The sequence below is a fragment of the Pseudomonadales bacterium genome, assembly GCA_013215025.1.
Lineage (GTDB): Bacteria > Pseudomonadota > Gammaproteobacteria > Pseudomonadales > DT-91 > DT-91.
Genome location: JABSRR010000005.1, coordinates 1 through 16576 on the forward strand (window position 1 = coordinate 1; position 16576 = coordinate 16576).

Genomic DNA, 16576 nt, shown 5'->3' on the forward strand with positions numbered 1-16576 from the left:
CGCTGATAAATAGGTGCATACATGCGTGCAGGTTTCAATTTAACTAAGCTTGAAACTTACTTGAGCTTGAAATTTACTTCAGCTTGAAACTTTCGTGCCTATGAAAACTTTAAACGATACTAAACGTTGAAGCCCAGTTTCCATGCAGTAATTTTAAAATCAAGCGTCTAGCAATCAGCTTTGATTTATAACGATGCACTCAAATAAACTTAAGTGTAGTGAGGTTGACCGCGGTACAGTCCAGCAAACTCTTTACCCTCGTTGAAGCGGGGGTAATACTTGCCCTTATACAATATCGCATCTGGATTGCCTTCGGTAACAACGCCTTTCGATGAGACAATCGCTGCTGACGTAGCTGCCTTTTCAGGGTGCGGCGCAAAAAATCTAAAGATTTCAAATAACTCATTGGCATCGTCTTCATCATCAATAAGAAATGCTTGGTCACGAATATGTTTCAGCACATTGCTGCAATCTTTTATATCTAAGTCGATATTATATAATTTGAAAATTGTTTTAGCGCGACGCAATTTTGAAAAACCGTCAGTGTCTATACTGGCGATATCGAGCTCTAAACCGTCTGAATTTGACACAGTCATATCGATAACCTCTCCCCTGAGTAATATAGCTATCGTGACTCTGCTAGTCGCCACAGCTATTATGTCATTATAATTGTTTGCTAGGCTTGCATGGCCAATGAGATGGCTTTACAACAACATTCCTTAAATTTTCTTATACACCAGAATGACAAAATATCAAGCCCCCAACATCAATAAAAGCTGCAATATAAGCCATAAACATCAAATTTCAGCAAATTGCCACCATGCATAGCTATTTCGGGGTGTTTTGATCACTAAAAAGTCAACAAAGTTGACTGGGCTAACGCCATTGGCAGTAGCCCGATTTGCCCGCATGGCTGGGCAAAACTATAGTGAGCAAAGTGTACGCATATCTAAACATGCACAATAATGATGCGTTAGGCCTTTGCCAAGGCCTGCGCCACATCAGCAATAATATCGTCAATATGCTCAATCCCCACTGAGATTCGAATCAAACCCTCACTGACACCGGCTGAGGCTAGCTCTTCCGGATTAAGCTGACGGTGAGTGGTGGATGCGGGATGACAAGCCAACGATTTAGCATCACCGATATTGACCAACCGAAGAATCATCTCAAGTGCGTCGATAAAGCGACCACCTGCCTCACGTCCACCATGAATGCCAAAGCTCACTATGCCAGATGCCTTGCCAGCACAAATCTTTTGGCAGGTATCATAGTAAGGGCTGTTATCTAACGCAGCATAGTTCACCCACTCTACTTTCTCATGTGCACTGAGGTAGGAAGCCAAGGCTTCTGCATTGGCGCAGTGTCTTTCCATGCGCAGGCAAAGTGTCTCTAGGCCTTGCATGATTAAGAAGGCATTATGCGGCGATAGCGCCGCGCCCGTATTGCGCAGCGGCACGACACGACAACGACCAATATAAGCGGCTGGGCCTAAGGCTTCGGTATACACTACGCCATGGTATGACGGGTCAGGCTCGTTCAACATCGCAAAGCGGCTTTTATGAGCCGCCCAGTCAAATTTCCCCGAATCGACAATAATGCCGCCCACGCTGGTACCGTGGCCGCCAATATATTTAGTCAGTGAGTGAATCACAATATCCGCACCGTGCTCAATTGGCTTACAAAGCACCGGCGTGGCCACCGTATTGTCGACAATTAACGGTACGCCATGTTGATGGGCAATCTCTGCTAGCTTTTCTAGATCAACAACATTTCCGGCTGGGTTGCCAATGGACTCACAGAATACCGCTTTGGTGTTCGCGTCAATCGCGGCGGCAAAACCCGCATAATCATCCGCCGCCACCATGCGCGCCTCAACACCTTGTCGCGGCAAAGTATGCGCGAATAAGTTATAGGTGCCGCCATAAAGTTGACTGGTGCTGACGATATTATCACCCACCTCGGTAATGGCCTGAATCGCATAAGTGATCGCGGCCATGCCAGACGATACCGCCAAAGCCGCAATACCACCTTCCATTTCTGCCACGCGCTGCTCCAGCACGTCAGTCGTTGGATTCATAATACGGGTATAGATATTCCCGGGCACCTTTAGGTCAAATAAGTCAGCGCCATGCTGTGTGCTGTCAAAAGTATATGAAGTAGTTTGATAAATCGGTGTGGTTGCGGCCTTTGTCGTGGCTTCGGATTCGTAGCCGTGATGCAGTGCAATCGATTCTAGTTTCATGATCGGTCCTTGTTGTTATAGTTAAAAAAGCGTCAAGCCTAACCCAGATACTGCCAAAATTATAGTACACAGGGGTTTAACGCTCAGAAACAGAATTTATGGTAAAATAAAATTTTTATTAGGTTTACAAGCCAACTATGACAGCCTCTAAAACGCCGACCGTCGGTTTCATCAGCCTTGGCTGCCCCAAAGCCACTTACGATTCCGAACGTATTCTGACTCAGCTAAAAATGGACGGTTACGATATTGTACCCAGCTACGAAGATGCCGATGCTGTCGTAGTCAATACCTGCGGCTTTATTGATAGCGCCAAGCAAGAGTCTTTAGATGCCATCTCTGAAGCCATGGCGGAAAATGGCAAAGTCATTGTCACAGGCTGTATGGGCAAAGGCGAGGATGCCGAGGTCATTAAAGCACAAAATCCCAATGTTTTAAGCGTATCAGGGCCTGCTCAGTATGAAGAGGTTGTCAGTGCGGTGCATGAGTATGTACCACCGGCTAAACATAACCCGTTTATAGATTTGGTACCGGATTTACAACAAGGCCCAGGCATTAAACTGACACCTAAACATTACGCCTATTTAAAAATATCCGAGGGCTGTAATCACCGCTGCAGCTTTTGCATTATTCCGCATATGCGTGGTGACCTAGTTAGTCGCCCAATAGGTGAGGTTTTAGATGAAGCTGAGCGCCTAGCCGCATCTGGTGTAAAAGAGCTATTAATCGTATCGCAAGATACCAGTGCCTATGGCGTTGATATAAAGTACCGCACCGGCTTTTGGCAGGGCAAACCCGTAAAAACGAAACTCGAGGCTTTAGCGGAAGCTTTAGGTGACTTAGGTATCTGGGTGCGCATGCATTATGTCTATCCCTACCCTAATGTTGACGATATCGTGCCTAAAATGGCGGAAGGTAAGATCCTGCCTTATCTAGATATTCCGCTGCAGCATTCAAGCCCTAGCCTGCTGAAATTGATGAAGCGCCCTGCTGCTTCAGATAAAACGCTTGAACGGATCAAAAAATGGCGTGAGATTTGCCCAGACATAACCATTCGTTCAACCTTTATAGTCGGCCATCCTGGCGAAACTGACGCAGACTTTGAACACCTGCTGAACTTTTTAGATGAAGCACAGCTTGACCGGGTGGGTTGTTTTCAATATTCACCGGTTGAGGGTGCGCCGGCCAATGAGATTGAAGGCCATGTTCCCGACGATATTAAGCAACAGCGTTGGGAACGCTTTATGCAAAAACAGCAAGCTATCTCCGCGGCTAAGTTGGCTAAAAAAGTCGGCACAAAAATCATGGTGATTATCGATGAGGTGGATGAAGAGGGCGCAATCGGGCGATCAACTGCAGATGCGCCAGAAATTGACGGCATGGTATATCTAAACGATGAGTTTGGCCTTGCTCCTGGGGATATCGTGCAAGCAACGGTGACGCACTCTGATGAGTATGATCTGTGGGCGGAGTTATAGAACGTTCTATTGAGCTGCTGCATAGTCGACATGCTAAATCGATACACAAAGCCGAAATATTCTTCGCCAATAGCCAAGATTGCCTTAAATGAATTGCCTACTGCTTAAGCCCGACGATTTTATAGATGCGCATTCTGTGAAGATATGCGATGCTCGCTTAAACCACTGTTTGACTGTGCTGAAGGCACAGCCTGGCGATACTTTGCAGGTTGGTCAAATCAACGGCAAACTGGGCTCAGCAACAGTCAGAACTATAAACAGCAGTGGTCTAGTCCTAGACAAGATCAATTGCGATCAACATCCCCCGCTGCCGCTTGATTTGACCTTAGTGTTAGCCCTTCCAAGGCCAAAAGCCCTAAAGCGTATTTTACGAAATATTGCTGAGTGTGGCGTGAAAAAGCTTATCTTAATAAATGCCTACAAGGTTGAGAAAAGCTACTGGCAAAGCCCGGTTATTGACGAGGCTGAATATTACTTTTCTCAAGGTCTAGAACAGGCCAAAGATACCATTTTCCCCAAGCTGCAAATCGAGCAGCGCTTTAAGCCCTTTGTTGAGGATACACTGCCTTCACTATGTGAAAGGCATACCGCGTTTGTTGCTCATCCAAAACAAAAAAGCCATCAACAACACAACTTCGCCAGTATTTACGATTTAAACGTGCTTAAGCAAGCAGGTGTAATTGTGATTGGCCCTGAGGGTGGCTTCATTCCCTATGAAGTAGAAAAGCTGATTGCCGCAGGTTGTCGCCCGCTTGATCTGGGTGAGCGTATTTATCGAGTTGAAAACGCAATCAGTCGGATTGTTCATCATTGTCTCTAAAGCTTTAAGCAAAAATAGGCGATCAGCATTAGATTGTTTATTCTAATTTACATCGCTACTTTATTGTCAGTATTTGTTGAAGATAATAAAGCTTGAGACGCTTAACAGTTTTTAACAGCACAGTTTGATTGTTCGCTGTGTGTGTCGCTTAAAAACTTTTTCCACGCTAATCTCATTCTCAACCATAGGCATTGTGCCTCGCTAAATACCCGTGATTTGTGCATTTATAGCTAGGGCTCACCTCAGTTTGTTGCACATATATGATGTTATTTCGAATATGCATTCGGTTTTTAACATTGAAATATCGATGTTTCATAAACATTAGGTCAATTGAAATACGTTGACCGAAACACATTGAGAGAAATCACCATGATTAGCAGCCGATTAGACAGCACCAAAGCTTTATTCTACTTATTACTAACACCCTTCTTGCTCATCAGTGCCTATGGCAGCATCGATATATTAATGCAGCTAGCATTTCAAGGATAATGATAGGCATGGTATCGATACTGATACCTTTATATAGCTAGTACATCCATATAGCTAGTACGTTCATATGGCTAGAACTTTTATATAGCTAGAACGTTAGCTAGCCTGCCCCACTTGATATCTTTGCCAGTCTGCATAGCATTTTGCAAGCGACTTAGAAAAGTGAAGCAATCGGAGCAATTTGCGTAAACCTTATGCAAACGGCATCTCTAATTGGCTTAGATTATTCGGCTTCATGATCATTGATACTTTATACTGCCTGTTCAATTAATGTCGGCAAATTAGAAAAGCGCTGAGTTTTTTGCATAATGCACTGCATCAATGCTGCCTGATCAGCCAAACAATAAAAGCGTTGTTTAGCACGAGTGACAGCGGTATAAAACAGCTCACGATTTAATAATGGTGATTCAGCCTCAGCTAACCAAAGCGCAACTTCTTGATACTCAGAACCCTGACTTTTATGAACGGTTATCACATGCGCTGCCTGCCATCCTTGTATTTCAGCTGGTTGGAACGATACTAAGTCTGCGCCAGGTTCAACACTATCACGTTGAAAATAAAAGCGTAGCTGCTGTTGCCCTGTTTTAGGATGGGTATCTTGCCAAGCAATACCTATATCGCCATTAAATAAGCCCTGCTGATATAGATTGCGCTCGATAATAACCGGCATTCCATGATAAATAGCCTGTTCATTTACATAGGCAATATCGCTACTGGCAATATTCAGCCCCGACAGGATATCTTGCTGAATACTTTGCAATGAATTTTCGCCGCTTCGACTTACTGCCAATAGTTGAAAATCCGGCAACTTTGTAAAGGCATCTAACACTGAGTGTTGCTTGCGCAAGGTTTTTGCGTGGTTAATTGCTAAGCTTAAAAACGCTTGCTGCTGATAAAAATCAGCCTTATAAAAAAATTGTACCGCCTGATCAGCCAGCTGATCTGATGGTTGACGCAAATACATAGCTAACACTGCATCTACATTGCCCTGAAGACTTGAAGCCGCTAATAAGCCAACACCTTGATTGGGGTCAAATCGATAACTCTTGCGCAAAACGCTTATATTATCGATAAATGCTGCATCTTTATGTGGCGCGGCAGCAAATGCTGGCGCTAAACCAAGCTGCTTTGCTCGCGATTCACTAAAGTAATCCAAACATAAAGGCTGACAAAGATCTGACAATACAGAGCCTGACTGAACCGACGCTAGCTGTTGAGGATCGCCCAGTAATATCACACGGCATTGATCATCAACAGCACGCATTAACTTGTAAAACATCGATACATCAATCATCGATACCTCATCAATAATAATGCAGTTGTACGGTAATTTATTAGCATGATGAAATTGAAACTGCTGTGTTGCCTCATGCCACGCTAGCAGGCGATGCAGGGTTAATGCCTTATCCGGTAAAGCCTGCTCAATAAATGCGTTAAGCGAACGACTGCAGCCTTCAAGTCGAGTATGGATATTCGTCAACAGCGCGCTGTGTAAACGTGCTGCCGCCTTGCCTGTTGGTGCAGCAAACGCAAGCTGCAATGGTGTGCCTTGTTTAAAATACTGATCGGACAAGGCCACGACGAGTTGTGACACTGTGGTCGTTTTACCCGTGCCTGGTCCACCAACAATAAAGCTAAGCTGGTTCATCAGGCTATTCGCAATGGCGATTTTTTGCCAATCAATCATTGCTGTATCAGCATGATTCACATGGCTTATCGATTCAGTAAGCTGAGCTTCACAACGCCTTTGCGCGAAAGCCATTAGACGCGTTGCTAAGGCATATTCAATATACGCATATTTTGACAAATATAAGACCGCATCCTGCAATACCATGACCGCGGATGTTGCTTGAATAACTTTAAGGCTTTGCTCAAGACTTGAAGTGGTTTCTAAACTTAGTACCAGTGCAAACGATTGTAATTTTTCCTGCCATATTTCAAGCTTGGGAAACACATAGCTAACTGCCAGTGCTTGCAATGCCGGCTTATTGGCGAAGTGCGACAAATCTACAGCGCTGTGACCTGCTTGCATGCACTGACCTAATAAAATAATACTATAAAACAGCAGACTCTCGTCTTCTGGGACAGTACTCTGCCCGCTGCCGGTTTCAGCCGTTGCTTTCGTCTTTGCTGTAGCTTTAGGGTTTGCTGAAGCTTTAGAGTTAGCTGAAGCTCTAGGATAGGCATGACCAAAGGTTTTTTTATGACAATACTTTGCCAATTGAAAATACGCTGGGCCTGCTTTGAATAAAGAATGGTATTCTGACATGATAAAACCTAGCTACACGCCGCGATGAGTATTTGATCTGGGTGAATTAACCACATCTGCCAAAGCGCCGGATTCAAACATAGCATCAAGACGCTTAATCACCGCTTTGTCTGGCTTGGCAAAATAAACACCCTCTGGACCATCACGGTTTATGCCACGCAAAAACAGATAATATACGCCACCAAAGTGTTGATCGTAATCATAATCAGCTAGGCGTCGCTGCAACAATCGATGCAGCGCTAAGCTATAAATCAAATACTGTAAGTCATAGTCATGTGACAACATCGCCTCATGCATAGCAGCTTGATTGTAATCACTGATACTAAAGCCTAAATGATTAGACTTATAATCAAGCACAAAGTATTGGCCGTTTACCGCAAAAGACAAATCAATAAAGCCTTTAAAGTAGCCGTTTATATTCTGCAAACTGGCAACTGCCTCACCGCCGCGGTACTGAGATAACAATTGCGCAATTTTTTCTCCTTCTATGGGCTTTGCCATTAAATGAAAGCCCATTTCTTTTTTTAGCTCAAATGAACTTATATCGGCTAAACAAAAGCTCTGCTCAGGCTGTTCATGAGGCATTGGCTTATTAAGAATGATAGAAACCATCTGCATTAAACAGTCAGACCATTGATCCGATATTTGAAAGCGCTGCAGCAGTTTTGGCATCTCAATTAGCAAATCGGCTTCAGCCTGTTGAAAATCAATATTTTCAAATAGTAAATGCAAAAAATTTCCCGCATGCGCGCCTCTAGGAAAATGAAAGATTGATGCAAATTTTTCTTGTTCAGAGAGCTCGCTTTCAGTTTGCGCCATTGTCAGTTCATTGAATGCTGCGACTGGATTTAACTCATCATAGGCAGACTGCGCTTCAAGTTGCTGCATCGTCATATCCGCATCGGCCGCTTGCGCAGTTGACAAGCCATCCGAATGGTAAACGCTATGCGAAGGCATCATTAACGCCGAGTAACTGCGCGCCACATAGTCAAGCGAATGTTTGCGTTGTAAATCGGCTAATACTAATGTATCGATGGCGTTAGAATCTTGAATTGACTGATTAGCGTTGATCACAGGGTTAATATCACAGCTATCTAGCTGATTCAGCAATTGATTAAACGTCTCTAAACACAGGTTTTTATCAGCCTTGGCGCCTGCCAAAGGGCTTTGTTCATGATTCGCTAATACATGCCACAAGGCTGATTTATCGACTTTATTTTGTGGTAACCAGCAAATATTGAGATGATATTTAGCGCGTGTAAAGGCGACATAAAGCAGCCGAACATCCTCTGCCAGTTGCTCCATGATTAACTGTGCTTTATCTTGCTCGCTTGCCCTCCAGCTAATCGTATAAGCCTGCTCAACTTTGCTATAAACTTTTTTAAAGCCAGCACGTAAGTCATCGCCAGAAGAGATAAAGGGACAGCAAACTAAGGGATACTCTAAACCCTTCGAGCCATGAATCGTCACTATCTCAACCAAATTGGCTTCTGACTCTAAACGCAACTTCCGNCCCTCAATACTTTGCTCTAACGCTAAATTTTGCATCTGCGCAAATGCTAAAAATTGCGATAACTGGCGCGCCAGACAAACGTCTTGATGTTGACTATTCTGTAAGCATTGCTGCTGAAATAACTCGGCTAATTGCTGTAAGTTTGTATATCGACGTTCGCCATCAAGTCGCTGTAGCAAATTTTCAGCAATTGAAAATTCTGCCACCAGGCTTTGCCACATACTCATAAAGCCGCGCTGCTCTGACAACTGCTTGAATTCAGCAAATCTTGCTTGAATGGCAAAAACTTGATTTTCATCATCTAACAACTGTCTGATTTCTTGATCTGAATACATAATCAAGGCATCACCTAGAGCAGCTAATACAAGCGCCCGGTCATAAGGTGATATACAGGCTTGAAGTAGACGAACAAAGCCGTCGAATTCTGCTGAGGCTAGTACAGAATCTTTACTTAAGAAAATGCTATTAACGCCTTGCTCATTTAGTGCTGCCTGCATCAATTTTGCTTGACTGCTCTTTCTAACAAGAATTGCAATATCCTTAGGTTCAATATCTTGTTGATTCAGCTTTGCGCGTTTATTCAGCAAATCCGCTATAAAACCTGCGGTTTTCTTAGCCGCGAGTTTTTCGCCAATTTCTTTATTAAGCGGCAGTGATGATGATAGCTGGTCTAGCTCGACTGCGTCTGCAACAAACGCTGAAAAAGCTGAGCTTGGATTATTCGCAATCGCCAAACCTTGCCAATCGTTAAATGACGCAGGGGATCCTACCTGAGGATAGGCAGGAAAATCTTGCTGTACAAAACTGTCACAATGCATTGAAAATATTTGATTCACCGTGGTGACTAAGCTTGGCAAAGTGCGCCAATTTTTTGCGAGACTGTACTGCTTTGCTGAATCGACCCTGTGGCGCGCCGAAAAATAGGCTTGTATGTCTGCGCCTCTAAAGCTATAGATTGCCTGTTTGGGATCACCAATCATAAATAANAGATGCGCTGGGGATTGGCGATATATTGCATCAAAAATGCGAAACTGCGTGTTATCGGTATCTTGGAATTCATCAATCAGCGCAGCTGGAAATTGCGCACGCAATAAATTTGCCAAGTGCAGTGGCGATGTATTTTCTGCATCACTGGCGTTCTCAAACTCAGAGCTAAGGCTTTTATGACAGGCATCAATCAAATCGTCAAAGAAGAAAATATTATTCTCGACTTTAAACTCGTCGATAAGCTTGATTAAGCTGGTGCGAATAGCTGTACATAATTGCCCATACAATGTTTTTTGTGCATTTGAAAGCTGGTCTAGCTTTACAAACAATGGGTGCGATAAGGCTTGCTTTGCTTTTGCATCAATAAACGACTGACAAAAATAGCGCTTAAAATCGTTTTTGTCGTCGACATCGATACCCTGTAGTGCAGACCCAAGGCTCAAATACTCATCTAACGCTCGCCAGCGTTTCGGCATATGATCCTTACGATACGAAGCACCCAGTTTTGCGCCGTCGAATAATGCCTGCAAATCATGCTTTGCCTTTGCATAGTCTGTTTTTATTTCAGCGAACAACTGTTGACATTGTGACGACTGTTGATGAAAAGTCGCGAATGCAGCAGCATGCTTTAGCGAGTTTTCTTCAGACACTGCAGTTTGGTCAAGCAAGTGACAAGACAGTAGCGATGAAAAAGACTGCAGCAACACCTGCGGATTGCTGAAATAGCTTTGCATCAAAGCCATCTGCTCAATATCAAATCGGTATACTTGTTCTCGCCATAACTTAATTGCCATGTCGCGGATAATGGTCTCCGATGACTCTAACAATTGCTTTTCAAATGCCTGCCCCGTAGCAAACGCATAATTACTGAGCACGTGCTGACAAAAACTGTGAATCGTAAAAATAGCGGCTTCATCAATCGTAAAGCTAGACTGCTGCAGACGTTGCAAAACCGTTTTCATACCAAGACAACTAATAGCCTTTGCACAGATTTGCTCTAGCGCTTGATCGCTGTCGAGTTTATCAGCAGCTGTGCTTGCTATCGGCTGCTGAACTGCTTGCCAATTTTTAAGCATTTTTATCGCTTGTAATAAATTAGCGCGAATCCGGTCTTTTAATTCTTGGGTGGCGGCTTTGGTNAAAGTCACGACCAGAATCTGATCTATATTTAATGGCTCAGTCGCTTCTCCGTCCAAACCCAATAAAATCAATCGCAGCACTAACTGACTGATGGTGTAGGTTTTACCTGTGCCTGCTGATGCCTCAACCAATGCATATGCTTGTAGCGGCATATTCGCCACATCCAACACGTTCATCTTATTTTCGCTACGGTTGAGACTCATCTTGATCCGCGCTCTATGAACCTATCTTGATCGGAAAGCTCTAGATCTTGCTGATCGTTTGGTGGATCAAGAATTGTTAGGTAATCAAACAAGTTTGAGAAAGCTTGCTCGGCACAGGTTGTGACCGCATCTAAACTAATAGACTGGCCTCGGTATAAATATTCATGGTGGATATCAGCTAATTCGCCTGATCGACGCTCAGAGCCCCAAAGATTGTCTTCTAATTTTTTAAAATCAGTACTATCAAGCTCACTTTTTTGATGTGCGCTTTGCATCAGCTCAAACGCCGAATGAATAAACAAGGGCTGACCATATTGATAAATCAGCTCAGCTTGATCAATAAAATCTAGCAGTAATGTTTCAGCATGTTCTGGTGCTATCGCTTCAATTTTATACACTTGATTTAAGGAAAGCAGATAGCTTCGCACGCTCTTCTCAGGCATGGCAATGGATAAGGCCAAATGCTGAAGAAACGCACTGATCATATGCTTGCCGCGAACCGTTTTAGTGATACTGTATAAGTTCTGGCCATTATTCTGATTAAAAGCTTGGGTGCTGAAGCTCAGTTGCACCTGCCTGCCGTTGTGTAAAGTCAGCTTACATTGAAAGTTATGTGCCTCGTGCTTTAGCTGTAAGTGATGGTAATGCAGCAGGCGTTGTATATTCGTTAACTCCGTCTCAAGCTGAGACAAAGTCATCGCGCCAGCAGCCGCCTGCGGCAATAAGCCATGCTGCACTAGCAATGATTTCGGTACAGAACATAATAAGGATTCACTAGCGTTGCTATCTTTGCTTTGCGCTGTATCTAATAGCTGATGCTTTAAGCTAAGCTGCAATAGCTTGAAATAATCTAGACCTTCAGTTTGGAAATTTTCAGTATCTATATCTTGGTATTCATGCGCTTGCAGATGCACACCAAGCCTTGTCAAATACGCTTTACTACTATTGCTAAATGCCTGAAAGATCTGACTAAGATGAATCTCTGCACCCCACATTTCAGCCGCTTGAGTAGTATCTGAAGCTGTTTGTAAAGGTTTACTGTCAGCAAACACAGCTTCACTAACCATATTGTACTGTTTATACAGCAGAGCTTTTGCTTGCGCGAAATGAGCCGGATTAAAGTTACATAATGATGATTCAGGTAGGAAATATGCTGCATCAAAAGCTTGCAAGGGCTGTTGAACTGTTAAATGTTCAGAGATATTTTTATCAGAGGCATCGGTAAAATTATCATCTAAAAATTGCAGCAATTCGGCCAATAATAATGATGGGAATTGCTCACTATTGTCATATTGATTGCGGCCCAAATAACTCATGTAGAAACATTCGCGGGTGCTTAATATGGCTTGTAAAAACTGTGCTCGCTGTTCGTCTAATTTATTGCGATCGCCAAGTTTTCCAAAATGTTGCATCAAATCAAGCTGATCTTTTGCCATCAATTGCGGGAAATCACCATCATTTAAACCCAATACAGCAATCATTTTAAACGGCACCGATTGCATCGGTAATAAACTACTGATGTTTATTTTTGCTTCCACAAAATAAAAGCTTTGCTGTGTCGCTTGCAGGCTCTGGCTGAGAATACGTTTAAATACGCTAAAACTTATCGTCTGACCTGATGGAGTTACTAAGTCAAACTGACTCGATAACTTTTGCAAGCTGTCGCGCAGCAGCTGTAACTCAAACTCAAACGCTGTATGCTGAGAAAATAGTCGTTGCAGCACGCGCTCAATAAAAAATAAATGTTGCTGTAAGGTGGCTGTCGCTTGAATCTTGGTCGAGTACAAACGGTCTATTTCACTCAGTTGATCGATAAACTCAATCAGTTTGCCAGCAATGTCAGCTCTTTCATGTTCAATATTAGCGATAAACTCGTGCTCATACTCAGCATGCATCAATAAACTGTCCACACTGAAAAACGATTGAATTAAGCGTCGTTTTGCTTGCTCAAATGACAGTGGCACCAGCGCTTCTGCGTTGCCATGATCACCATATTGGTGCCAGTCTTGATCATGTAAACCGAAGCGAACATTGCAGGCCAACAGCAGTTTTTCAACCTCGGCAAGCTGCTCGGCATCTAAATCAAATTGATGGGCAATAATATCATGCTGCAAAAACTGAACGACATGACTGTGCTTATATTGACTACCGAGCATCTCGATAAAACTGTTCAAAGCGGCAAAAGCTAGCGCTTGTTGCTGACTGTTTTTTTCTGCCACCGCATACGGAAGCTGCATAGCCTTATTGAGAGAATGATTAGCTGCAAACACGGCGTGAAAATATTCACTGTAATCATCAATATTCGGCACCACTACCGCAATATCGTGATAATCCCAGTCTGGATTGTTGTCTAACTGTTGCAAAATAGTTTGCTGTAAAACTTCAACCTCTCGAAGACGATTATGACAGCTATGCAACAGCATGCTTTGCTCAGATTGCTGCCATTGATCAGCTAAAGCTATGGGCCGACCGCTTTCTAAGCGTGTTAGACGATTTTGTAGTTGATGCAGTAAGCTTGTGGCTTCCGTCTCAACAAAACATTGTTGCACTTCAGCATTATCACAATCCAGCAGCTGCAAAAGCATGGCTTGATGCTGCTTGGCAAGAAGAGCCAGAAAAGCATTACTGCTGTAGTTTTGTTCGAAATCACTGTCAAGCAATGACGCATTGTCATAAGCCTGTAAACTTGCTGCTGCATCCATGGGCACTGCATTAATAGGCAACGCCTCAGTGTTGTTTGATCTTTGTTGCAGCAGCATGCTTCGCCGCGTTTTAGCATCTAGCCAAAACTCCACGCTTGGGTTTAGCACATAAAAATGCACATCAATAAAGGCGGCAAGCCTGCTATAAACTTGTAAATAACTGGCCGGTAAATTACTGAGGGCAAAACAATGCAACCTTGGCAGGTCTGCAAATTGCAAATGACTGCGCAGCTCTCCTTCAGGCAATTGCGCAATCTGACGGTCTAAGCACTGAAGCAGTTGTGTAAATATATCAGCTCGATTGGGGTCGTTTGCTTGGTCACCTAACTGATTCAAATACAGCCATAGCGTCGCTTGCCAAGCTTCTAGCTCGGCGACATCAGAGTGGGCAAACCAACGCGCCTTGTGTTGCCAATGTTGCAAAAAATCAGGGCGATAGATTTGATATTGATCAAACAGGCCGGCGATATGTTCTGCCAACAAATATACATCGGCTTGCTTATGCAGAGCTTGGCAGTAAGCCGCTAATGCGCTATTGCGAAGCTGCTGCCAAAGCCCCGCAGGCATATTGATCTGCTGTAAGCGGTGTTCTAAATCCTCAACTGTCAACTGATGCGCCTGCTGCAAAAGGGTCAAAGCGGGCAGTAAATTCAGCGCAACAGGCAATCTATCGAAACGCGAAAGCTCGGGTAAGTCGGGCAAAAATTTGCGATAAAGGCGCCACAATAAAGCCGCAGGAAAAGGAAACTCAAGATTAGCGGCAATACCCTGATTCGATGCAATATTTTTCAGCAACCAATGCGACATCGCTGCAGACTCAAGCAACACTTGTTCCGATAGTAAACCGGGCAGTGGCTCAGTCAACATAATGGTATTTAACTGTGCGGCTAAAACCTCAATTTTATTTGAGTGATGAATACGCAACATCGTGTTTTGTCATAAAAAGTTAAAACGGCAAGGATAAACTACAGCTCACTGATAGACATAGCAACTCGTTTCAAGGTCTTGGCACCTGATTTGCTTAGCATATCGACAAATACCATAAATGAGAAATTCATAATGCAAACTTTTGACCACCAAATTGATTTGCGTCTAAACAACATCGAAGCAGTTCACAGCATCAATCTGGGTGCTTTATCCACTCGAAAGCTTTGGCAACTTTTAGACAGTCATCGGCCATCTCTGAACAGCTTAATTATTAACGAGCTGCGTGCGCGTGATGCCTATGCAGCCGAGAAGGTCTTTTATCAACCACAATAACTCCAAGCAACTGCGTACTTGTTTAGGTTTTACTCAACTTTTAATCGCAATAATAACTCTATAATCGTCACGCATTAGCTGCGATACTGAGCCTCTTTAAGCGCAAATAGAGGACTTAAGATGGCGCAGATTGGCTTGCTAATGACCGGTAATGAATTAGTAAATGGCGATATTGTTGATACTAATTCTGCATGGCTGGCAGCGGAATTAAATCAACGTGGCTTTTCAGTAAAGACGCTAATGACCGTTGGCGATTCGCTCAGCCAGTTAGTTCCTGCCATTGCATCACTCAGCGCGCAACTCGACGTTTTGCTGATCAACGGTGGCTTAGGACCAACGCTCGACGATCTCAGTGCAGAGGCCATTGCACTTGCTGCCAATGTCGAACTAGAGCTCAACCCAAACGCTGAACAGCACCTAGAATCGTGGTCTAAAACACTGAATATCAAGCTCGATGCACGTCAATATAAGCAGTGCATGCTGCCTCAAGGTGCACAAATTTTTACGGCTAGCCCGGGCAGTGCCTGCGCTTTTTTCCTTACCATCGGTAACTGTCTCGTCATTGCTACCCCTGGCGTGCCCTGGGAGCTGAAACATATTTTTAAGCATGCCATTATTGCAAGCTTAAGCCAGCATGATATTTTGCCCGACAGCAGCGCTTGGCAACGTTACCCTCTGTTCGGACTTAGCGAGTCATATGTGCAAGGTTTGATCGAACAGCAGTTTCCAACACTTTTGACAGATTATGAAATTGGTTTTCGCGCACAGCTGGGACAAGTTGAGCTAAAGATGCGGCCAAAAGCAGAGCTTGCGCAAGCCCAACAACAGCAAGCAGAACAGGCCTGTACAGCCTTATTGGCGCAGCTAAACGAGTACCTGCTTTTTTTCGATGGACAACAGCAGCAACTCAGCGAGGCTCTTCTAAGCAGCCTAATTCGACACAACAGCTCGGTTGCATTTGCTGAATCCTGTACCGGTGGCTTGATGGCCAGCCAAATGACCGCGCTTGCAGGGGCATCGAAAGCTTTTAAAGGGGCTATTGTATGTTACGACAATAGCGTTAAAACACATCAGCTTGGCGTGACGTCCGCTATACTTGCGCAGCATGGCGCGGTAAGTGAAGTCTGTGCACAACAGATGTTGCATGGCTTACTGCACAATATTAATGCTGAATACGGTGTTGCCGTGACCGGCATTGCAGGCCCCTCCGGTGGCAGCACTGAAAAGCCCGTTGGCACGGTTTTTATCGCTTATGGCTCTCGGCAGACACAAACCGTATTGGCATTGCATATTCCGCAACAACGGCAAGTGTTTCAACAATTGGTTTGCAATATTGGCTTTGACTGCCTGCGGCGTATGCTGTCAGGTTTTTCATTACAGCCACGCTATTTAAAGCGTTATCAAATTGAGTCAGCAGCTTGAATAGCATAAAATCACTGCATGGTATGGAAAAATAATCATAACGCCAAACCG

Annotated in this window: 9 protein-coding genes; 4 read left to right on the plus strand and 5 right to left on the minus strand. The window is 43.9% G+C overall.

Features of this window, described 5'->3' with window-relative positions; genetic code table 11:
* Nucleotides 1–209 precede the first annotated feature (209 nt).
* Together HRU21_00725 and HRU21_00730 are read right to left on the minus strand one after the other, a co-directional pair.
* A complete protein-coding gene (locus HRU21_00725) occupies nucleotides 210–596 on the minus strand; it encodes a hypothetical protein (GenBank protein NRA40807.1) in 387 nt (128 codons plus the stop codon).
* A gap of 377 nt (nucleotides 597–973) precedes the next feature.
* The gene (locus HRU21_00730) at nucleotides 974–2245 is read right to left on the minus strand and encodes an aminotransferase class I/II-fold pyridoxal phosphate-dependent enzyme (GenBank protein ID NRA40808.1); all 1272 of its coding nucleotides are present in this window, start codon (nucleotides 2243–2245) and stop codon (nucleotides 974–976) included.
* Nucleotides 2246–2382: 137 nt separating this feature from the next.
* Between HRU21_00730 and rimO the strand changes: the two genes are divergently transcribed.
* Together rimO and HRU21_00740 are read left to right on the plus strand one after the other, a co-directional pair.
* Nucleotides 2383–3720 (plus strand): 30S ribosomal protein S12 methylthiotransferase RimO, encoded by a 1338-nt coding sequence (gene rimO / locus HRU21_00735; GenBank protein ID NRA40809.1) that lies wholly within the window; start codon nucleotides 2383–2385, stop codon nucleotides 3718–3720.
* Nucleotides 3721–3808: 88 nt separating this feature from the next.
* Entirely contained in the window at nucleotides 3809–4540 is a 732-nt protein-coding gene (locus HRU21_00740; protein NRA40810.1) for a 16S rRNA (uracil(1498)-N(3))-methyltransferase, read from the plus strand.
* A gap of 739 nt (nucleotides 4541–5279) precedes the next feature.
* Here the strand turns inward: HRU21_00740 and recD are convergent.
* The 3 genes from recD to HRU21_00755 all read right to left on the minus strand — a co-directional run bounded on the left by recD (nucleotide 5280) and on the right by HRU21_00755 (nucleotide 14770).
* On the minus strand, nucleotides 5280–7298 hold the full coding sequence (recD, locus tag HRU21_00745; GenBank protein ID NRA40811.1) for an exodeoxyribonuclease V subunit alpha: 2019 nt from the start codon (nucleotides 7296–7298) through the stop codon (nucleotides 5280–5282).
* A 12-nt stretch (nucleotides 7299–7310) separates the two neighbouring features.
* Entirely contained in the window at nucleotides 7311–11141 is a 3831-nt protein-coding gene (gene recB, locus HRU21_00750) for an exodeoxyribonuclease V subunit beta (GenBank protein ID NRA40812.1), read from the minus strand.
* A complete protein-coding gene (locus HRU21_00755) occupies nucleotides 11138–14770 on the minus strand; it encodes an exodeoxyribonuclease V subunit gamma (protein ID NRA40813.1) in 3633 nt (1210 codons plus the stop codon). The genes recB and HRU21_00755 overlap by 4 nt, the downstream gene beginning before the upstream one ends.
* A gap of 132 nt (nucleotides 14771–14902) precedes the next feature.
* On the opposite strand from HRU21_00755, the gene HRU21_00760 reads away from it, so the two are divergent.
* Together HRU21_00760 and HRU21_00765 are read left to right on the plus strand one after the other, a co-directional pair.
* Nucleotides 14903–15103: a hypothetical protein gene (locus tag HRU21_00760; protein ID NRA40814.1), complete on the plus strand. Its 201-nt coding sequence runs from the start codon at nucleotides 14903–14905 to the stop codon at nucleotides 15101–15103.
* 120 nt (nucleotides 15104–15223) lie between these two features.
* A complete protein-coding gene (locus HRU21_00765; GenBank protein NRA40815.1) occupies nucleotides 15224–16525 on the plus strand; it encodes a CinA family nicotinamide mononucleotide deamidase-related protein in 1302 nt (433 codons plus the stop codon).
* Nucleotides 16526–16576: the final 51 nt, after the last annotated feature.